Genomic DNA, 21673 nt, shown 5'->3' on the forward strand with positions numbered 1-21673 from the left:
AATCAAATATATTATGTCAATCAAAGAAACATTTTTCGTAAACGGTGAAAACCTATTGAAGAAAATCAAGGAAATTATTGCGGAAGGCAATGTGACTAAAATCAGTATCTCCGACAAACACGGTAAGGAGATCATGAGTTTCCCGGTGACACTAGGTGTTGTAGGTGTTGTATTTGCTCCAATATTCGCTGCCGTAGGCGCATTAGCAGCCCTGCTCACCGAATGCAAAATTACAGTCGAAAAGCGGAAAGACGAGGACAATACCCCTCCCAAAGAGAAGTCTTCCGAAAACGAGAGCACGATCATCGAGGTAAAATAGGCAACCCGTGGCCACGCTTCAGATGTCTTCCACACCTTAAAAACGTTCGGAGTGCTGCTTATTTTTGTCGTTATGAAACGAAGGTAACAAACCAAATCGGTTCTGTTTTGTTTTCCTAATATAGACATCAAAAAGGAAGATATTATGGCGAACAAAAGAATTGGCGTGATCGTCGGCTCCCTGCGTAAAGAATCTTTTAACAAGAAAATTGCGCATTTCTTGATCGAACATGCCCCGATGGGGTATGACCTAGCAATGATTGAGATTGGACAGCTAGCGCTTTATAATCAGGATTACGATGAAGGAGATAGTCCAGCAGCCTATCAACCATTCCGGGAAGCTCTTAAATCACTTGACGCGGTCATTTTTGTAACACCCGAGTACAACCGGTCGGTACCCGGCGTTCTAAAAAATGCGATTGATGTAGGTTCCCGACCGTACGGTAAAAATTGCTGGGATGGTAAGCCTGCATGGGTAATATCATCGTCAATAAGTAATTTGAGTGGCTTTGGTGCAAACCATCATCTCCGACAATCGTTAGTTTTCCTAAACATGCCTACGATGCAACAACCTGAGGTTTACCTAGCGAACTGCCAAAATCTGTTCGATGATGATGGTAAACTCAGCAATGCAGATACGGCCAAATTTTTACAACAAAGTCTTGAAGCCTTTATTCAATTTACCGAAAAGGTTCGTGTATAAAAATGTAGCCAACGACTATCAAAGCGTTTAACATGGCTTAAAAAACGTATTTGCAGGCTGCTACAGTGCACCGGTTAGCAAATAGATACGAAGAGAAGAGGCCCGTCGCATACCCAACGACGGGCCTTCCTAATTGCATTCCGGTACGCGCCGTAAGCGAATCTTTGCGGTCAAACTATTTGGCTACTGATACGTTTATTAGTTAACAAAACGAACCGCAAGATATATGCTCGCATTATTTGATTTTAAAGTAAACCGCAATGACAGTCCTATTTGGGCTTCCGCTATCCACGATGGTCATCAGACGAGTCCAACGATAGCACCGTACTTTCAATTGGATGAGCAAGCTCGTTTGCGCGAGGAAGATCCATATACAGCCTGTATGGCAGAATTGCCTGTCAACCAATTTTTAGTCAGCACGTCGCGTTTCCAACTGGACATCAACCGTGCCTTGCCAGACGCCGTTTATCTCCGTCCAGAACAAGCCTGGGGGCTCCACGTTTGGAAAGAAACACTGCCCGGCGAGATACTGCAATCGTTGTATTTGGCTTACGACGATATCTATGCGCGTATCGACCAATGGGTACAAGAAACGATCAACCGACATGGATATTTTGTTTGGCTCGATATCCATAGTTACAATGCAAAACGTCAGGGGCCAGACGAGGTGGTAGACCAGCAAACCAATCCGCAAATCAATTTAGGCACACAGTTTAATCATGCGCGTTGGCGTCCGCTGATCGACATTTTTTTAGATAGCGCTTCGAGTCAACAATTGGCGGAACGTCCTGTGGACATTCGGGAAAATGTAAAATTTAAAGGAGGACATTTGGCACAACATCTCCTTCAAAAATATGGAGATCAGGGATGTGTACTATCCATTGAGTTTCGTAAAGATTTCATGGATGAGTGGACTGGTGTTCCCTATATGCCGTTCATTCAAGAATATAAACAGCTCTTAATGCATACGCTTAAAGATCTACAAGCTCTCCAGACAAATGGACTCACCAGATAAATTGCTGCCACAGCTTCTTCAGGCCATCAAAGAGAAAAAGCCGCTACATAAACAGATACCTAATAAAGGAAAAATTATATTCAATAAGATTGTTCCGTATCTGTTCATCTATCGTATACCTTTATCGGGGAAAGATCGTATGTTATCCAATTTGGCAAAATCTGAACTGGCAAGTGCTATATTCGTGCCGGCCGGCCCCAACGACGAAGTTAATGGATGGATTCCGCAAATTGCGCATGCGCTTGCCAATGAATTTGGAACATGCTTGCTAATAGAGGTATGGACGGCATCCGAAGAACAAGCGGCTGATGTCGCGATTCATCTATCGCAAAAAAACGCACTCGTTCTAGCGGAATATTTACTTAAGAATATACAAACGGAATCGCCGGAAATACATACCGAGCTCAAAAAGGAAACCAAACTGCCTGCTGCCCCCGGTCAACCTCCACTCCTCCACACCAAAGATGCCAAGGAAAACCTGGTGCTCGTTCTTGGCTTATCGATAAAAAAGGCATATGAGGATATTGAAGGACATCATTTGCCACTCCTTGCTCGTCATATACGGGAAACGCTCGCAAAGAGTCTATCCCGTTTGTTTTTCGAATTTGTTCGACTGTACACCACCGTTCGGGCCGCGCATTTCCGAATGAAAGTTCATGAACGTTTAAATACCCAGATCTATGAGATTGATGATGTGCTGGCCAAGGAAAGTCAAAAGTTCGACTTTCTCCTGCTAACGACACCGACCAATACACACGATGCTTGGCTTCAGTTTAAAAAAGAGCGGTTCAGAAAAATACCCACGTTTCACTACCGTCCCATGCCCCTCGATCCGGATCTTGTAAAAAGGAACCTGTATAATCTCCGGATCGAAGACATATATGACCCAACTATTGCATACTTGTTCCGCGATAAACGCCGGGAGTTAGATGATATGATGACTATGCTGGCGGCGCGCGGTACGCCCGATTTTAAATACGGGAGTTTAATGGTGTTCGGCAATGTCAGCGATAGCCTTTATGAAGTAGCCAAAGCGCTCCTTATCGCCATCGATAGCATTCCGACAGCGCATAAGGATCCACATGAGGAGCCGTATCTGAATGCGTATGAATTTGCCCAACTAGCCAAGGAGGAGATTTCTTTTTTACAGCAACAGTCGCCTTCCTTTAACACCAGTGTGCGTATTCGCGATGACATTTCCGGCGTGATGGTGAACCACGGCGTTTTAAATATCAGCAAGCAGTATAAAATCGCTAAAAATCGCGCGCGCGCTTTAATACAGCATGAAGTAGGTACACATATCATCACCTATTTCAATGGCAAAGAACAAACATTTAGCTTATTTCGGCAAGGGGTTCCGGGATACGAACAGCTACAAGAAGGATTAGCTGTGATGGCCGAATTCCTTGTGGGTGGTCTAACGAATGAACGTCTACGCATATTAGCAGGCCGTATATTAGCTGTTCGCTATATGCTTATGGGACACTCTTTTATCGATACCTTTAGCTTATTGTATGAAGAGTATAGCTTTGATATCGAAACATCGTTCAACATGACCATGCGTGTATATCGTTCGGGTGGGTTGACGAAAGACGCGGTATATCTGCAGGGGTTCATAGAACTCATTCACTACATTCAAGAGGGAAAGAGCTTGGATTTATTGACAATCGGAAAAATACGGGAAGATTATCTGCCCATTGTCGAAGATCTGATCCAACGTGGTATACTCAAGCAACCCTTGTTACGACCGCGGTATCTGCAAGCGCCGTACGTCAAAAAGCTGAAAGATGTCAACCAATTTGCCAGTATTTTTAAAATGATAAATTACTAATAACAGTATATGAATATAGCTTTTCTAATCAACCAAACCCATAAGGAAGATGTCAATTTTACGACGACCTTATTAGCTTACAAAGCCCATCTACGAGGCCACAGAATCCTGTATATTGGTCTCGCCGATTTTGCGTACCATGGCGAAAATACGGTGGGGGCCCATTGTCGGATAGTGGAACCGGACGACAATATTAACAATGAAAAGCATCTTCTGGAGATCCTCCGAAAAAAAGAAAAGCAGTTTGTCGACGCAAAAGGAATGGATATTCTTTGGATACGCTATGATCCGGTGTTGGATATGATCAATCGCCCCTGGGCCTCCCCAACTGCCTTACAATTTGCTCAATTGATCAAACGGCAAGGTACATGGGTGATCAACGACCCGGACAAACTTGTCGAAGCGACAAACAAACTTTATTTAGAGTATTTCCCGCGAAATATTCGGGCTAAAACGTTGATCACACGCAACTATGAAGATGTCGTTTCGTTTCTCGATCAACAAGAGGATCAAATTATCTTGAAGCCGTTAAAAGGTTCGGGCGGGAAAAATGTTTTCCTCGTCAAAAAAGATGAACGCCACAATCTCAAACAGACGGTCGAGGTCATTTCCAGGGATGGATATGTACTCGCACAAGAATACTTACCTGCAGCCACGAAGGGTGACATCCGCTTTTTCCTACTCGACGGCGAGCCGCTACTCGTCGGGGGCAAATATGCAAGTGTAAATCGCGTGCAGCAAAAGGGTGATATTCGCAGCAACATCCACCAAGGCGGCACGGCGAAGGAGGCGATGATCGACGAACAGATTCTTTCCACGGTACGTCAGGTAAGCAGTAAACTAAAAGATGATGGGATGTATTTTGTTGGGCTGGATATAGTTGGTGATAAAATCATGGAGATTAATGTATTTAGTCCAGGCGCACTACTGCATGCCAGTGAATTGAACGGCGTGGATTATACTACCGCTATTTTGAAAGATTTGGAGAAGCAATCGACCTTACGTAAACGAAAGATGTAAACCTATATTCTTCCGACGTCGAGCCAACGAGATACGGAAAAAATGCCTCGCAATTCGTGCAATCCGTATAGACATCGTGTTAAGCGGTTTCTCAAATCATTCTGGATTTTTTAGGCAGACGATGTGTACAAGCAAAAGATTCGATTCCATTGCGGGATCGAACCTTTTGCTTGTTGTGCGAAGTATATGACTGCTAAACGGTTGAGCAAAGCCTGCTTGCCAGGTGCGAAACGGCCACGGATTACCTATGATTCGGTCTCTCTAGGTTTCCCTTCCCCTCGCTCCTTTTCTTCAACAGTTAGTGGCGCCGGAGGAACTTCTTTTACCTCGCGCTCTATTTCCCGGGTTTCTACATGGACGGCGAATTCGGAAGGCTCGATAGGAACTCCTCTATAAGCTGCATACTCCCGCGTGTATATCGCTCCCAAATATAAAATTGCAGCTGTATAATACACCCAAAGCAAAATCAGTACTATGGAACTTGCCGCACCATAGGTGGATTCCGTACTGGAATTTTCAATATAAAAACCGATAAGGAAACGTCCTATAATAAACAGCAACGCCGTAAATAAAGCACCTGAGCGGACAGTTCGCCACTGGATATTAACGTCTGGAAGGACTTTGAAAATAATACAGAACAGCAGATAAATAATGCCGAACGATAGCAACAAATTGATGGAGCTCAGCAAAAACACGGTGATATCTGGAAAGATACGTTGTAAGCGATCCGTGAGTGCCAGAATAACCCCGTTTATGATTAACGTAACCACCAATAGAAATCCCAAGCCGATTACCAGCGAAGAAGAAAGCAACCGATCTTTTACAATCTTTAACCATCCCTTTTTAACCTTGGGTCGCACATGCCAAATTTTGTTGATGGAATTCTGTATATCACCAAAAACAGTTGTCGCACCTAAGAGCAAGGTAATAGCACTGACTAGCAAAGCTAGATTTGATTTACCGGACAGGGATAAATTCTTGATAACATCTTGAATTTGACGTGCTGCATTGGCTCCAACCAACCCCTGTAACTCGGAAAAGACTTTGCCTTTAATAGCATCTTCTCCCAAGAAAATCCCGGCCAGCGAAATCATTAACACCAAAATCGGCCCGAGTGAAAACACCGTGTAATACGCCAACGATGCACTATATTTCAAGCTATCTTCATTCATAAAACCCAATACCGCATTTTTTAAAATAGAAAAATGCGTCTGTATAATGCTTTGCTTTTTTTCAACCATAATTCTTTGTATGAAACGTTCTATACTGTGAACTAATGCCGCCTGTAAATTGTTTGGGAAAAGTCCTTTTTAACAGATACGACCAGCTTCTAACGCTTTTATAGATTTTATACGCGCAATTTATTGGGCAAGTCCTTATTTTTACACCTCAAGAATGTGGCCATATGTATAGCTTTAAAAACGATTATTCGGAGGGAGCACATCCATCCGTATTGGAAAAACTTGCCATTACCAACTTTCAACAGGAAAACGGCTATGGTGAAGACACATATTCACGCGCAGCAAAAGACAAGCTACGGGCCGAGATGCAAAATGATGAAGCTGTGATCCACTTCGTATCGGGAGGGACACAGACCAACCTGCTGGTGATCTCGTATTTGCTTCGCCCCCACGAAGCGGTGATAAGTGCGCAAACAGGTCATATATACGCTAACGAAACAGGTGCCATCGAAGCAACGGGCCACCGCATTATTCCGGTATTGTCAACAAACGGCAAAGTGACTCCCGAAGCCATAGAAGAGGTATTAAATGCACATTATTTACGTCCGCATGTTGTGAAACCCAAATTGGTTTATATATCAAATTCTACGGAAATCGGCTCTATTTACACACGAGAAGAATTGCAGGCCTTATACCATTTGTGTGAAGCCCGACAATTGTTTTTGTTTCTTGATGGTGCTCGTTTAGGACATGCATTAACTGCTACCGAAAGCAACCTCACCTTGGCCGATGTAGCAAAGTATACACACGTCTTTTATATAGGCGGCACAAAAAATGGGGCTTTATTAGGCGAAGCCATCGTATTTCGTAGGCAAGATATAGCCCAAGATTTTGATTACAGCCTCAAGCAAAAAGGAGCACTCTTGGCCAAAGGCCGCATCCTTGGGATCCAATTTGACCAGTTGTTTACGGACAATCTGTACTACCATTTAGCGCGGCACGCAAACGAAATGGCTATGCAAATAGCCTCCCATATGCGTCAGCTAGGTTGTGACTTTTTGACTGTACCGACTACTAACCAGCTTTTTCCTATCCTTCCGAAGGTGGTCATTGACGCGCTATCCGAATCTTACGCATTTTATATCTGGAGCAACATAGATGAGCAGCATGACGCCATACGGATAATAACGTCATGGGCTACCCAACAAAGTACAGTTTCCCAGTTCAACAAGGATTTTACGCGGATTTACGAAAATTATTTGCCCATTAGATAGACCACATGGATACATCTTATTTACTGATTCTCCACTCCTATTATCGTTGGGTTGTTTTGGCGGTTATGGTTATGCAGGGCTGCTGGCTGTTAGTACATCGCAGTAAGCGAACTATATTTAGTCGACGACATTTTATGATTTTGTTGGCTTGCACTATGCTCTACAATGTACAAGGAATCATCGGTCTGCTCCTTTACTGCCATAGCCCCTTAGTAAAAGGATTTTTAGCTGATTTTGGAGCTGGCGTCAAAAACAGACAGCTCCGATTCTTTGGAATGGAACATATCACCATGATGTTGCTCGCCCTTATTTTTATCAATATCGTCACACTTTTCTGTTGGCGTAAAATCGGGCAACAACAAACGTTCGCTACTATTTCGAAATGCTATCTGTGGATCTACCTCATGATCCTCGCGTCCATACCATGGTCATTTTCACCGCTAACAAGCAGGCCGAATTTTCGTTAAATATTTTTCGACGGCTATTCTTGACGGTGGACATACCGAACAAAACCGACTGATGCTTTGTCGTTAAAATTTTACAATACAAATCGGCTAGCAGCATGCGTTTTTCTGTACTTTAGCGCATCTAATATTATATTATTAACTTCCACATGCGTAAACTATGCACCATTTTACTGGTAGGATTGCATTTTTTGGCATCCGCACAGGAACAAAAAGAAACAAATAGAGCTAATTACACTCTTGCGGCCAAATTCTCACCTACAAAATTGCAAACAATGATTTTTTCCACCGAAGTTAAACCGGTTTGGATTAATCATTCTGATAAATTCTGGTATGAATACCGAACTTCAACTGGAAAGAAATGGTATCTCGTGGATCCACAGTCCAAATCGAAGCAATTGCTGTTTGACAATGCTGATCTAGCAGCTCAAGCGACACGCATCGTCAAAAATCCGTTTGACGCACAGCACCTGCCTATTGAGAAGCTCGAATTTACCGATGATGAGACCCGGATACGTTTTGAGCTCCGAAGTACAAAAGATACCATCAAAACGAAAGAAGAGCTTGCCAAACTCAAAAACAAATCGGACAGCTTAAAAAAGAAAGTATTTTTCTTGGAGTATGATTTGCGCAATAAGCAACTGAAAGAAATCGATGAGCGTTTAAAAGAGAAACCGATCCCCAACTGGGCAAGTTTTTCTCCCGATACCTCGCGCATCTTTTTCGCCAAGAACTATAACCTGTATTGGATGGATCGGGAGAATCTGGAAAAAGCGCGCACGGATGATAAAGATTCGACCATTGTCGAACATCAAATTACGACCGACGGCGTACAATACTACGCGTGGGGAGGAGATCAGTACAGCACCACCACTGGAGGCGACAACGAAGATGAAGAAACTAAAAAGAGGCAGCCCGTACGTCTTTTGTGGTCTCCGGACGGCAAACATTTTGCACTAACGCGCAAAGACAATCGACATCTAAATCCGTTATGGGTGATCAATCACGTCGGGTTGAAACGTCCTACCTTAGAGACCTACAAATATCTCATGCCGGGCGAAACCGATTCTACGGAAGCCGAACTATATGTATTTGAAGCAGGGACATTAACGCCAAAACGAATTGCCGTAGACGCTTTTAAAAACCAAACAATCGGCATCTACAATAAGGACGTCGACAAGTCCAGTTTTAAGGGGAAACGGTTTATAGGCTATTGGTTGGGCGATAATAATGTATTTTATATCAATAGATCGAGTCGTGACCTGAAACGCATCGATATTGTTGCCGTGCATGTCAATGGCCACATCCAGCCTGTCGTTAAAGAACGGTCAAATGTATATCTTGATGTCAAGAAACCCTATTTTATCCACGAAGGCAAGCAATTTATACATTGGTCGCAACGTGATGGCTGGGGACACTTTTACCTATATAACAGCGATGGGACATTTATACGTCAGTTGACGTCTGGCGAATACAACTGTAACGACATAACGGGGTACGATAAAACCACGCAACGCTTTACGTTCACTGCCAACGGGAAAGAAGCGAAAGAAGACCCGTATTACTTGCATCATTACAGCCTGAGTATCAGCGGTGGGAAACCGAATTTATTGAATCCAGGAAATTTCGATCATCAGGTAGAAGCAAGTGAAAGTGGCAAATATTTTATAAACAACGCTTCTCGCGTCAATAGCAGCCCTAGCTCTGCGCTATACACCTCCACCGGAAAATTGATTATGAAGTTAGAAGAGGCAGATTTATCTTTACTCTTCGCGGCGGGATACAAATTTCCCGAACCTTTCACGGTAAAAGCTGGCGATGGCATTACGGATCTGTATGGAGTTATGTACAAACCTTTCGATTTCGATTCGACGCGTGTTTATCCTCTTGTTGAATACGTATACCCCGGACCGCAAACGGAGGCTGTAAATAAAGCCTTTGGCAGAAGCATGGACCGTATCGACAGGCTTGCACAAATGGGTTTTATTGTCATAACGGTGGGCAATCGTGGCGGGCACCCTTCTCGCTCAAAATGGTACCACACCTATGGCTATGGCAACCTGCGGGATTACGGTTTGGAAGATAAAAAGGTAGCCGCCGAACAACTTGCAGACAGACATCCATTTATCGACATCACACGAGTGGGCATAACTGGACACTCCGGTGGCGGATTTATGTCTACAGCAGCAATGCTGGTGTATCCAGATTTTTTTAAAGTTGCCGTCTCCGGAGCCGGAAATCATGAAAACAACATATACAACCGCTGGTGGAGCGAACGACACCACGGTGTATTGGAAAAAATAGACAGCAAAGGGGATACAACATTTACCTATCAGATCGAACGGAACACCGAACTCGCCCGAAACCTCAAAGGGAAATTACTGATTGCGACGGGAGACATTGACAACAATGTGCATCCGGCCAACTCCATCCGCATGGTGGAAGCGTTGATCAAAGCAAATAAAAGATTCGACTTTCTATTGCTTCCCGGTCAACGGCACGCCTTCGGAAATATGACCGAATATTTTTTCTGGAAAATGGCCGACTATTTTTCGGAACACTTGCTTGGCGACTCGAAGATCGATCAGGTTGACCTTACAGAAATAAACCGGGAAACTCCATTAAAAAAATAAAAACTACAGTTTGAGGCCATTCGACAATGGCCTCTACTATTTCGACATCTTTGCGTAGGACAAGAAATTATCTTCGCGTTTCCACAAGTTGATCATAGTTTATACATTTGCTTATAACGTACTGTAAACTTAAAAAACTATGAAAATCATTAAATTTATCATCTGTCTGTTGTTCGGATTGATGTTTATCAACGCCGGTCTTAACAAGTTTTTCCTGTATATGCCCATGCCAGAACTTACAGCTGAACAAATGGATCTTTACCAAGCATTAGGCAAGCTGAAATGGATTACCCCCTTGACTGGAATTGTCGAAATATTGGGCGGATTATTGTTTATTTTTCCGAGAACACGTGCGCTCGGCGCTATTGTCATTCTGCCCGTTATGGTTGGGATCGTCGCACATAATGTTACCTTTGAGCCTAGCGGACTCTTAATCGTCATTCCTTTGCTTTTAATTAATCTTTGGATCATCTTTGACAACTGGTCAAAATACCAACGAATGATTAGAGCCGATTAAAGTAAACGTAGCCGCTAAACGGATAGGACGTCTGTCATTTCTCGAAGAAATGACAGATTATATCTTTTTTCAAACAAACTGGAAATCAGATACTAACAAATCTAAGCCTTATAAATTTTCGGGAAACGATAAATCAGGCCTATTTTTTTGTCAAAAAAATCCTATTTTGATAAAGAATTTAAGCTTGTATTGAGACAATGAACTATGCCGATTTAGAACAATTATTTTACGAGGGAGACATTGAACGTTGTATAATAGACGGCGAACAATACCTGAAAGAGTCTCCAGAGAACACCCAAGTTCTCTTTTTATTGGCCACTGCATACCATGATATAGTCTTTCAAGATGGCCCACAGATTGTTTTCGACGCTATCCAGAACTATACAATCCCTTATTTACGTCGGATTCTATCGCTAGATACAACGCACAAACACGCGCTGTTTAGCATACTGGACTATCCCTTGGGCAACCAACTGGCTCTGCGAAATAACGGTCATCACCAAACGCACATCACCCGGCAGAACGCCGACGAATTCGTGATATATGCTAACCATCTTATCGAAACGGACGATCTTTTCGTAGACGGCTATGATTTTCTTTGGAAAATCTATGAAGGTCTGGACGAGCCCGAACGTCAGATTTTAGTCGCCGACGGCGCCATGTCTGCTATTCGTGACAGATTCCAGAACAATCGCGAACTAAGGGATAAACACACGTCGTACTTTTGGATTAAAAAGATCTACCTTCTTTCGGAGCTGCCAGCCTTTGATAATAAGGAGCTGCTGCCTCTTATTACCGAAGTGTTGCCATCTTTTGTAAGCTATCAGGAAAAGCATTTTGTAGATCTAGCAGAGCTCGCCTGGTCGCAAAACGACCTTGACTTGGCCCTAAAGATTCTGCTTGTGTTGCTCGATTACAATGAGTCTACTTCGATTATCGTCGAACATTTCGCACGATGGTATGACCGACTTAATCGATCCATTTCCGAAGGATACCATCACGAGGACATGTATTATTTCCAACTGATGATCGAACGCAATTACGCTGGAGCGGTGGGTATTGCACCTGATTTTTATTACCATCACGCCCACCAGATGATCCGTCAGTTTCCCGAGTGTTATTACGGGTATCATTTTGTAGGAACTTATTTGTTCGAAAATTCGGAATATGAAGAAGCGATTCCCTATTTTAAAAATGCGTTGGACCTACTTCCGGCCAGTATCACTGCTCGTCGCTATATCGAGAGCTACATATATGTACACCACGCTGTACCAAGCGTCCCGGAAATGAAAAGTCATCCAAAGGAGCTATACGACGATGCCACGTACTTGGATGACTTAGCCGACGAAATTGACATCCCAGAGCTTCAACGCGATCTGCTGTTAGCCAGACTAGCATTCTATGAACAAAGTTACCATGGATTTCACCGATATTTTGACCAAAACGAGTTCCAAAGCTTCTATGCAAGCGATTACCATCAATTTGCTATGTGTTGTAACAACCTTGCCATTGTTCACGAAGCCTTAGAAAACTATATACCGGCTATGTCTTTAGCCGAGGAAGGTTTACGTTATGCCGATTTTTGGGAGCTTCATGCGACACATGTCGAAACATTAATCAAGGCCAAATGTTACGAACAAGCCAAAGCAGCGTTAGATCGGTATTTTGAACACTATGAAGACGAAGAAGTCCCTGTACTAAAACATCTCATTTTCATGGCTAATCGTCTTGAAGTGAATTATTATCTGTACGCCGATCAGGAGACTTACGAAGATGCTAAGATTTTACTTAACCAGGTTTATGATTACGGCGTGGCTAATTCAGGTATGGACAACTATGATTACCAAGACTTTGAAGCCGCCAAAACTGCCATACAGGCAATATACTTTCGATGTATTGAAAAACGAACTAATGCAGAAAAAATTGCCATTTTCGAAAAGCATGCAGCCCGCTATCCTCATGAGGCCAATCCCCAGTACATGCTCATGCAGCTGTACCATGACACGGCTCAGTATGCTTCATGTAATAAAGCCGCCCACGTCTATTTGAAGAACAAACCTGCTTATTTATTGGACGCATTCGATAAGGCTAGGACAACCCATTTTATCCTCAAGACGCACTTACTTTGTAAAGAATATCAACAAGGACTTATCGTCTACGAGGAGAATTATCGAATGATGCGTGATGTTTTGTCGGATAATGATTATATTACCTGGCTTTACTATGTGATTGAGCTGAAGTTCGCCCTTGAATTAGAAGAGGAAGTGTACAGCCTCATCCGTGAGTACAAAGGCATTTATGCACGACTTAATTGGAGCTATGACAAAAACATGGAAAAGGTTTATCTACTCGAAGCGCAGACGCTCTATAAAGAAGGTCGTCTGAAAGAGGCTCACGCTGTACTCGATAAGATACTTTACTATACGAATCATAATCCTGTAGCAGACATCTATAAAAAGCAATGGAAAAAGCCTGGTTTCTTTTCGAAATTCGGCTTTTAAAAAGATAGCGCTTTTTCCATGCGCACATAGTCGATTTGGTTTTTGTTGAACGGCTGTCCTACGATAGATAATCCAAATTTTTCATAAAATGGTGCAGCGTCAATGCGTGCGTTGCACCATAATAGTTGGCCGTTCCAAATCTGTACAACATCTAACATCGCCCGCATGAGAGAAGAACCCACGCCTTGTTGCTGATGATCCGGTAGGACGGCAAACTTGCGAAATTGGTACTTGCAATCCTTTTCGAATAGAGAGACAACACCAATCAGCCGATGTGCATGATACGCCCCGAAATGCACAGCATCAAAATCCCCATCCACCTGTACGTCACGCAGGTGACCTTGAGGGTATAGAACTTGTTGTCTAATCCGCCACGTACATGCAGCAACAACCTGTTCTATCTGTACCTCTTTTTCCATCGTAGCTATTTACTGAATATATTCTCTAAAGAACGACAATACTTTGTTTTTATCGTAACTTGCACCGTTCTCTAATGTACCGCTCTCACGAACGGCAAGTACCTCACCGCTTTCGTCGAGTATAATAAAAAAAGGATATCCCAGTTTAGCTCCTTCTGGAGCATAGCGATTGAAAACGGCCTCATTTTTATTTTCCTTGGAATAATTGAGGTGGTAGTATAACAAACGATCATGAACCAGCTCCGCGATCGCCGTCTCCTCCTGTATAAAATTATGGAATCGAAGACACCATATGCACCAGTTGCCGCCAGCCTGTATAACGATTCGTTTATGCTCTTTTTGCGCAATGATCAGCAGGCTGTCTAAGTCGGCTTGGGCATTGGCCTCTGGATGGTACGGTTTCTCCAAATCTTTAAGTCCCGCTCCCGATACCTGCGCGCCGGCTGTGGTAGCTACAGCGATCAGCATAATACAACACATAGCCCATTGCAATCTTTTCATCATTTTTCTTCCCATTATGTTATCATGTTATGATGCAAAGGTAATACTTATTCTCAAATCACAGATCTCTACGAAATTAGTTGTCCGACTATCGTTCGGGATTTCATGCTGTTATAAGGCAACGCTTGACAACGCTGCAATGTCCGTATTTTTTTTTCTAGTCTTTTCCAGCTCGCGCACAAAATCCTTACCCCAATAATGAATATCAAAATAACGCACCTGATCATACAGGCGTTTGATCCGCGCTGCTCGTTCATCTTCGGACATGAGTAAGGCCTTTAACAGACCTTCCTTCATACTCTTCGCATCGTATGGATTGGTTAAAATAGCGTAGGGTAACTCTACCGAAGCGCCAGCAAATTCTGATAAGACCAAAGCCCCTTTTCCGTTTAACATTCCCTGGACCGCTACATATTCTTTCGCCACAAGATTCAGACCATCACGCAATGGTGTAATCCAGGCAATATCACTCGTGGCATACAGCCTGACCACTTCTTCAAAAGGCAGCGAGCGATAAAAATACTGAATCGGCACCCAATCCATTGTCGAGAATCGACCGTTTATTTCACCTACGGCTCGATGTACTTCGTCGCGTATATCGTCATATATCCGCATCCCCTGCGATGGCGGTGTACAGATGTTGATTAGCTCTACTTTGCCCTGATATTCTGGATACTCTTCCAAAAACTCACCGAAGGCTTGTATCTTTTCCAACGGTCCTTTCACATAGTCTAGACGTTCCACTGATAGAATAGTGCTTATTTCTCGACCCGCATTCTTTGCCAAAGCCGCATCAATGTGTTTATGAATTTCTGCTTTGTTTAAAATACGTTCTACCTTTTCCATATTCACGCCGACAGGTTGTGCACCTAGACGGATGTGACGACCGTCTATTTCAATGATTTTTGTCATCTGGTCTACCCCCAATGCACAGCTATACGTTAGAAACTGCTTCGCTGCATTAATTTTCTTTACGACCTTGAATGGAGTGTGGCTCCGAAGCACGTCGATGAAATTCTCCACATAACGTGGTACGTGAAAACTAATAAAATCACACAATAACAAACTTCCAACAATGTCTTTTCGCCACGGAATAATATTAAAAATATCTGCCGCCGGAAACGATGTATGATGAAAGAATCCTATTTTTAAATCCGGGCGCAAGGGCTTTAAATACGCCGGAACCATCCAAAGGTTGTATTCATGAATCCAAATAAGTGCATCTTGGTCTGCTTCTTTCGCAATACGTTCAGCAAAGACACGGTTAATTTTCAAATAATGTTCCCAGTCATCGTGATTAAATTTAGCCTTGTCCACAAAAGAGAAAATCGTCGGCCAGAAGGCCTCTTTGGAAAATACTCGATAAAACTTATCGATATCCTCTTTCGATAAACTAATTGTTGCCGCAACAAGATTCGGATACTTTTCCTCGTCTATAAGTTCATTGGCTATTTCAGGGCGGTCTTTGTGCTGTACTTCCTCTCCTATCCACATCCCTGACCGTCCCTTTTCAAATAAGCCCAGTAAAGACGGGATAATACCATTTGGACTTCTAGGTGCTACACGAATTGATTTTCCATTGACGACTTCTTGTTCGAATGGAAGACGATGATAAACAACGACGAGCTGATTAGATCCCTTTTTGGTTTGCATGGACTTACGTCGACGAGCCAAGTCTGCATATTTTTGAAACCGTTCAAAATGGGATAACGATTCGATAATACCTCCCGCACCCGCTTCAAAAGCAGGATATACGAGTGGATTGTTTTGTGTCTTATCCAGTAACCCCTGCTCTGCTTTACCTACCACAACGCCTTTGTAGCCCGTTTCGTACAGTGACAAGTCGTTTAACGTATCGCCTGCCACCAACACACTATCGGCATCCATGTGCAATAACTCGACCAAGGCTCTAAGCGTACTGCCTTTATTTACTCCGCGTGGCAATATATCCAAATATCGGTCTACAGACGTGATCACATCACAATCAAAGCTTTCGGCAATTTCTTCGATACGGGTCAAATCCACTTCATTATCGTAGTAAAAAGAACAACGACGCTGTTGCGGGACTTCCTGAAACGTTACATCAGCAATTTCCAGCACCTTCGAACGGACACTATACGTGGATGGCCAACGGCTCTCGATCTCACCTTGAATCGGCTCTACGGATTCCAGGGTTAATCCGTTGACTACGGTAGCTCCTACATCTGCAATTATATAATTAGGCGTAGGAATCAGGGGATCATTAACTAACGGGATAACGGATTCGACTCCACGGCCCGTTACGAAAATCAATTGGATATCGGGATGTTGCTTGATAAGCCGGTACAGGCGAAGCCTGTTTTCCATACTCCCTCCTAAAAATGTTCCATCTAAATCTGTCGCTAATATCATCATATTATATTTCGTTCTAATAGTTTAAATTCTGCAGCTACGGGCATATGGTTGTATAAGACCCGGTAAGCCGTATTTACAATAGGAAGATTTAATCCCAGCTCTTTTGCCGTTTGGAAAAGCCCTTTTGTCGCGGCATAACCTTCGGCTACCATCGACATGATTGTTTGGGTATGGTCAACACTGTATCCCCGGCCAATCAACTCGCCAAATGTGCGGTTTCGGCTATGTGCAGAATACGCTGTTACAAGTAAATCACCTAAATAACTTGAGCTCCCTATCCGACGTTCAGGAACGTGCAAGCTGCTTAACAGCATTTCCAATTCATGGATAGCATTCGAGGTTAGAACTGCCATAAAATTATCGCCGTAATTTAGTCCCTTTGCCATTCCACAGACCAGACCAACTACGTTTTTGAATATAGCCGCATATTCGATACCACACATATCTTTTGCAAGATTCACGTGTACATACCGGTTCGCAAAGCAGGGGGACAACCGTTGTAGTAGTCCTTCATTCGACGAACAAATAGTCATATATGTCTTTTTTCCCATGCCAATTTCCTCCGCATGACAGGGTCCCGCCAATATAGCTTGCCGGGACTCTTCTACAGAGAATCTATTGGCTATATACGCAGAAGGCAAGTTGTTTCCGTCTCCGACTGTCCCCTTGATGGAGGTGACGATATATTTTTCTCGAAGCCATTCGGCATCAATCAGATCACAAAGCGCAGGGAAATGTGCACTTGGAACAACAAAAAGTATGACGGCAGACTTTTGCAAGATGAACGGCAAATCGGTCGATGCCTCGAGATAGCGTGTGTCTAGCTTCACAAAATCAAGGTAGTCTGGATTACGTCCGGCCGTGTTGATCGCATCGACCTGTTCTTGTCTTCGCAAATACCACGATACGTTCGTTTGATTGTCTGTCAATATCTTCACTAAAGCGGTAGCCCAACTGCCACCACCAATCACACTAATTTCTGTCAAAACGCTCTAGTTTTATAAAAAACAGTAGGTTTTCTGTTTTATAATTATCTAATACGATACAAAGATAATAAAAATAAACTAATAAGCAAAATAAAGATTCTTTCTTTATATGGAATACTGTCGTTATGACCGGAAAATGACGTGAAATAACCCGCCAAAATCCCGATCGTGCTGTATGAAAAATTATCTTTGCATGGCAAAAAGAAAGATTGCTTTTTATGAACGGGACACGGAAAACGAATAAATCGGGCAAGTTGGTGATCATGAGTTTAATCGGCGTCTTCATCGTGTTGTTAGTAGGAAGACAATTTCTGCTCGATCAAACTACTGAGATAGATCCCCCTGCACCGTCGCATTTTCCAAACCGTTTCGATCGGGATCGGGCGACAGTACAACGTGCATCCTTGGGAAAAATGTTGTTTCACGATCCCTTACTCTCCTTACATCAACAGATCTCTTGCGCTTCTTGCCACCAACAAGCTGCTGCTTATGCCGACCCAGGAAAATCAACAAGTACAGGCGACCTATCTGTCAAGACCGAACGAAACTCGCCCACTTTGGTCAATTTGGCTTGGAAAAAGCAATTTTTCGCCGACGGACGCGCCACCAAATTAGAAGAAACCATAGAGAATGCCGTGCTCGATCCGAAGGAGTTAAACAGCGATTTTGACTGTATTATCATCCCCCGTATCCGTAAGAACTCCTTATATTCACAGAAATTTCGACGTTTATTTGGAAACCGAACGATCCATAAAGATGACATCATTTTAGTCTTGACAGACTATTTACGCACACTTAACTCATTTCATGCTAAATATGACGAGGTAATGCAGGGAAGAGCCCAATTTACTACACAGGAAAAAGAAGGGCTGGAAATCTTTACTGCCGCTTGTCAATCTTGTCACGTTCCTCCTTTGTTTCACAGCCAAGGACTGATTGCAAGCTGTCGGTCGGGAAACCAAGACATAAATGCCCTCGTAGCGCCCACTCTCCGAAATATTGAATTTACAAGTCCGTACGGTTATACAGGTGCATACCCACGTTTGGATAGCTTACTGATTGTACATGAGATACAGTGGGCTGGATCTTCTTATCCAAGAACCGTGAAAGAAGTTGCCGCGCTAAAGGCCTTTTTGTATACGCTTTCGGACCACAGTTTCACTTCCAACACCGCTTATTGACTTACCTACTGCTTGATAATGGTAATCCGAAGTTGATAAGGAGGTTGTCTCGTTGTATCGCTGCTCGAGTGAGGGTAGGGTTCTAACGCGTTCATGCGCAACATATATTCGTTAAATCTTTGCATCGTTTCATATCCTTTCGCTGGTAATGCAGTCGTCGCTAGTCGGAGTGTCTGCGGTCGAGTATAAATTCCCATAACGGATACCTCAACGGCAGCTACTCCAGCCCAAATACAGTGCATTCCCTTAGGACAACGGCTATCTTCCAACACATGAGTAAATGTAACATGAATGCCCAGCGGTTTCAGAAACTGGGTTTGGCCGAGGTTTAGCAATATGTCGGTGCTGTCCAACGCTTCTTTTGCTCCAGACGCTGATCCGATCGGGCGGTGGGTTCGACAGGCCATTGTCGCAAATATGAGCAAAAATAGATAGAATATCCTCCGCATGCCTATGTTCTTCTTTTCGTACGAATCTGCAAAATATATTTCTATTTCAAAAATATATTCCTATACTTGTAACGTATACTTTAGGGGTGTCTGCATGGCAGGCTGAGATTTTACCCTTGGAACCTGATCTAGTTCATACTAGCGTAGGGAAAAGTAAGATGCTTCTTTTGGGCTATTCAAAATAGCTTGTCTATAGCATACCTAAAGTACGTTTATTACAAATTTTAGGTTATGCAAATAAAAATCAACGATCAACTTCATTATCTCAATGAGCCGTATCCCGTCTATTTACAGGATGTTTTGGATATGCTTGTTCCCGATCTCAGAGCAAAAGGCGTTGCTGTCGCACTCAACCAGCACGTTGTGCCTCGCGCATTGTGGCCGCAAACACGCATTCCACAACCGGCAGAACTAGTTATTATCACCGCTACTCAAGGCGGCTAACATCTTTCATCATGAGACAATACACCAACGAAAACTCCGTGATCAGCACAGATCCCCTACCAAACGCTCGGAAGGTTTATATTCCGGGCCAACTCTTCCCTATCGAAGTCGCTATGCGTGAGATCGCCCTACACCCGACTCGTTTAAGCAAGGGAGGCATAGAAGAGAATCCGCCGGTAACGGTCTACGATACGTCGGGGCCTTACACGGATGTAAATAAATCGATTGATGTAAGGCAGGGCATCGCGCGTATACGCGAATCATGGATCATGCAGCGGGGAGATGTAGACGAGCTTCCTGAAATTACGTCGACGTTTGGAAAACAACGACTCGCAGATTCAACCCTTGACGAGCTCCGGTTTCATTATCAACATCGGCCAAAGCGGGCAAAAGGAGGAACGAATGTTACGCAATTACATTATGCCAAACAAGGCATAATTACTGCCGAAATGGAATATGTCGCGATTCGTGAGAATCAGCGCATGACCACATGGAACGAACAGCAGCAATCGCTACAGCAGCAACATCCCGGGAACAGTTTTGGTGCCAACACGCCAAAAGGAACAATCACGCCTGAATTTGTTCGGCAAGAAATTGCCGCTGGACGGGCGATCATACCAAATAACATTAATCACCCCGAAAGTGAACCCATGATTATCGGGCGAAACTTTCTCGTGAAAATCAACGCGAACATTGGGAATAGCGCCGTTACGTCGAGTATCGAAGAAGAAGTAGAAAAAGCAGTATGGGCTTGCCGATGGGGTGCAGACACTATTATGGATTTATCGACAGGGAAGAATATTCACGAAACCCGAGAATGGATCCTACGGAATTCGCCAGTTCCGATTGGCACGGTTCCGATCTATCAAGCTTTAGAAAAAGTAAATGGCGTCGCGGAGAATCTTACATGGGAAATCTTTCGCGACACGCTGATCGAACAAGCAGAGCAAGGAGTTTCTTATTTCACTATTCATGCCGGTGTATTGCTGCGTTACATTCACCTAACCGCCTCGAGGGTCACGGGAATTGTCTCGCGAGGTGGCTCCATCATGGCAAAATGGTGTCTCTTTCATCACCAAGAGAATTTTCTGTATACTCATTTTGAGGAGATATGCTCCATTATGAAACAATACGATGTCGCGTTTTCACTAGGTGACGGCTTGCGCCCGGGATCTATCGCAGACGCCAATGATGCAGCCCAATTTGCTGAACTGGAAACATTGGGAGAGCTAACAAAAATTGCCTGGAATCATGATGTGCAAGTAATGATCGAGGGTCCCGGACATGTTCCCATGCACCTTATTAAAGAGAATATGGACAAACAGTTGGCTGCATGCGACGAGGCTCCTTTTTATACGCTTGGTCCGCTCACAACCGACATTGCCCCAGGCTACGACCATATTACATCAGCTATCGGCGCCGCCATGATCGGCTGGTATGGTTGTGCGATGCTGTGCTATGTAACACCAAAGGAACACCTCGGTTTGCCCAATAAAAAAGACGTGAAAGACGGAGTAATCACTTACAAAATTGCAGCGCATGCAGCCGATCTTGCCAAAGGACACCCAGGTGCACAATACCGGGATAATGCATTAAGCAAGGCGCGGTTTGAGTTTCGTTGGGAGGATCAGTTCAATCTTTCTCTGGATCCTGATACTGCCCGTGAATTTCACGACGAAACGCTTCCTGCAGATGGAGCAAAAGTGGCCCATTTCTGTTCGATGTGTGGTCCAAAATTTTGTTCAATGAAAATTACACAGGAAATTAGGGACAGCGTAGCAGATGGCCTTCAGGAAAAATCGGCAGAGTTTGTGCAACAGGGTAAGGAAATTTACCTGTAAT

19 protein-coding genes and 1 riboswitch are annotated in these 21673 nt (G+C 43.6%); of the genes, 13 read left to right on the forward strand and 6 right to left on the reverse strand.

Features of this window, described 5'->3' with window-relative positions; genetic code table 11:
- The first annotated feature begins 13 nt into the window (after nt 1-13).
- From ACFSR5_RS06980 to ACFSR5_RS07000, 5 genes are all read left to right on the forward strand, one after another.
- A complete protein-coding gene (locus tag ACFSR5_RS06980) occupies nt 14-319 on the forward strand; it encodes a DUF4342 domain-containing protein (protein ID WP_380902091.1) in 306 nt (101 codons plus the stop codon).
- Between the two features lie 144 nt (nt 320-463).
- Nucleotides 464-1021 (forward strand): NADPH-dependent FMN reductase, encoded by a 558-nt coding sequence (locus tag ACFSR5_RS06985; protein ID WP_380902093.1) that lies wholly within the window; start codon nt 464-466, stop codon nt 1019-1021.
- A gap of 226 nt (nt 1022-1247) precedes the next feature.
- Entirely contained in the window at nt 1248-2036 is a 789-nt protein-coding gene (locus tag ACFSR5_RS06990; protein WP_380902095.1) for an N-formylglutamate amidohydrolase, read from the forward strand.
- A complete protein-coding gene (locus ACFSR5_RS06995; protein ID WP_380902097.1) occupies nt 2020-3867 on the forward strand; it encodes a flavohemoglobin expression-modulating QEGLA motif protein in 1848 nt (615 codons plus the stop codon). The genes ACFSR5_RS06990 and ACFSR5_RS06995 overlap by 17 nt, the downstream gene beginning before the upstream one ends.
- A gap of 9 nt (nt 3868-3876) precedes the next feature.
- Nucleotides 3877-4887 carry an ATP-grasp domain-containing protein gene (locus ACFSR5_RS07000; protein WP_380902099.1) on the forward strand — a complete coding sequence of 337 codons (1011 nt, stop codon included), beginning with the start codon at nt 3877-3879 and terminating at the stop codon, nt 4885-4887.
- A 245-nt stretch (nt 4888-5132) separates the two neighbouring features.
- Here ACFSR5_RS07000 and ACFSR5_RS07005 read toward each other — a convergent pair whose 3' ends face one another.
- The gene (locus ACFSR5_RS07005) at nt 5133-6128 is read right to left on the reverse strand and encodes a YihY/virulence factor BrkB family protein (RefSeq protein WP_380902103.1); all 996 of its coding nucleotides are present in this window, start codon (nt 6126-6128) and stop codon (nt 5133-5135) included.
- A gap of 164 nt (nt 6129-6292) precedes the next feature.
- Between ACFSR5_RS07005 and ACFSR5_RS07010 the strand changes: the two genes are divergently transcribed.
- The 5 genes from ACFSR5_RS07010 to ACFSR5_RS07030 all read left to right on the forward strand — a co-directional run bounded on the left by ACFSR5_RS07010 (nt 6293) and on the right by ACFSR5_RS07030 (nt 13457).
- Complete coding sequence (locus ACFSR5_RS07010; protein WP_380902105.1) at nt 6293-7342, forward strand: threonine aldolase family protein; 1050 nt, start codon at nt 6293-6295, stop codon at nt 7340-7342.
- Between the two features lie 5 nt (nt 7343-7347).
- Nucleotides 7348-7809: a hypothetical protein gene (locus tag ACFSR5_RS07015; RefSeq protein WP_380902107.1), complete on the forward strand. Its 462-nt coding sequence runs from the start codon at nt 7348-7350 to the stop codon at nt 7807-7809.
- A gap of 272 nt (nt 7810-8081) precedes the next feature.
- On the forward strand, nt 8082-10439 hold the full coding sequence (locus ACFSR5_RS07020; RefSeq protein ID WP_380902109.1) for a S9 family peptidase: 2358 nt from the start codon (nt 8082-8084) through the stop codon (nt 10437-10439).
- 139 nt (nt 10440-10578) lie between these two features.
- On the forward strand, nt 10579-10956 hold the full coding sequence (locus tag ACFSR5_RS07025; protein ID WP_380902111.1) for a MauE/DoxX family redox-associated membrane protein: 378 nt from the start codon (nt 10579-10581) through the stop codon (nt 10954-10956).
- 197 nt (nt 10957-11153) lie between these two features.
- A complete protein-coding gene (locus tag ACFSR5_RS07030) occupies nt 11154-13457 on the forward strand; it encodes a hypothetical protein (protein ID WP_380902113.1) in 2304 nt (767 codons plus the stop codon).
- On the opposite strand, the gene ACFSR5_RS07035 is transcribed toward ACFSR5_RS07030, so the two are convergent.
- From ACFSR5_RS07035 to ACFSR5_RS07050, 4 genes are all read right to left on the reverse strand, one after another.
- Nucleotides 13454-13876, reverse strand: coding sequence for a GNAT family N-acetyltransferase (locus ACFSR5_RS07035; RefSeq protein WP_380902115.1), 423 nt, complete (start codon nt 13874-13876; stop codon nt 13454-13456). The two genes, ACFSR5_RS07030 and ACFSR5_RS07035, sit on opposite strands and share 4 nt — an antisense overlap.
- 9 nt (nt 13877-13885) lie before the next feature.
- On the reverse strand, nt 13886-14380 hold the full coding sequence (locus ACFSR5_RS07040) for a thioredoxin family protein (RefSeq protein ID WP_380902117.1): 495 nt from the start codon (nt 14378-14380) through the stop codon (nt 13886-13888).
- 108 nt (nt 14381-14488) lie between these two features.
- Nucleotides 14489-16771 carry a glucosylglycerol-phosphate synthase gene (gene ggpS / locus ACFSR5_RS07045; protein ID WP_380902119.1) on the reverse strand — a complete coding sequence of 761 codons (2283 nt, stop codon included), beginning with the start codon at nt 16769-16771 and terminating at the stop codon, nt 14489-14491.
- Nucleotides 16768-17757 carry an NAD(P)H-dependent glycerol-3-phosphate dehydrogenase gene (locus tag ACFSR5_RS07050; protein ID WP_380902121.1) on the reverse strand — a complete coding sequence of 330 codons (990 nt, stop codon included), beginning with the start codon at nt 17755-17757 and terminating at the stop codon, nt 16768-16770. Before ACFSR5_RS07050 ends, ggpS begins: the two co-directional genes overlap by 4 nt.
- 218 nt (nt 17758-17975) lie before the next feature.
- Between ACFSR5_RS07050 and ACFSR5_RS07055 the strand changes: the two genes are divergently transcribed.
- Complete coding sequence (locus ACFSR5_RS07055) at nt 17976-18938, forward strand: cytochrome-c peroxidase (RefSeq protein WP_380902123.1); 963 nt, start codon at nt 17976-17978, stop codon at nt 18936-18938.
- 5 nt (nt 18939-18943) lie between these two features.
- Here ACFSR5_RS07055 and ACFSR5_RS07060 read toward each other — a convergent pair whose 3' ends face one another.
- Nucleotides 18944-19387 (reverse strand): hypothetical protein, encoded by a 444-nt coding sequence (locus ACFSR5_RS07060; protein ID WP_380902125.1) that lies wholly within the window; start codon nt 19385-19387, stop codon nt 18944-18946.
- A gap of 72 nt (nt 19388-19459) precedes the next feature.
- Nucleotides 19460-19554: riboswitch (TPP riboswitch) on the forward strand.
- Nucleotides 19555-19618: 64 nt separating this feature from the next.
- Here ACFSR5_RS07060 and thiS point away from each other — a divergent pair.
- Both thiS and thiC read left to right on the forward strand, forming a co-directional pair.
- Nucleotides 19619-19831 (forward strand): sulfur carrier protein ThiS, encoded by a 213-nt coding sequence (gene thiS / locus ACFSR5_RS07065; RefSeq protein WP_380902127.1) that lies wholly within the window; start codon nt 19619-19621, stop codon nt 19829-19831.
- 11 nt (nt 19832-19842) lie between these two features.
- Nucleotides 19843-21672 carry a phosphomethylpyrimidine synthase ThiC gene (gene thiC / locus ACFSR5_RS07070; RefSeq protein WP_380902129.1) on the forward strand — a complete coding sequence of 610 codons (1830 nt, stop codon included), beginning with the start codon at nt 19843-19845 and terminating at the stop codon, nt 21670-21672.
- Nucleotide 21673 lies beyond the last annotated feature (1 nt).

It is taken from the genome of Sphingobacterium suaedae (genome assembly GCF_042684625.1).
Lineage (GTDB): Bacteria > Bacteroidota > Bacteroidia > Sphingobacteriales > Sphingobacteriaceae > Sphingobacterium > Sphingobacterium suaedae.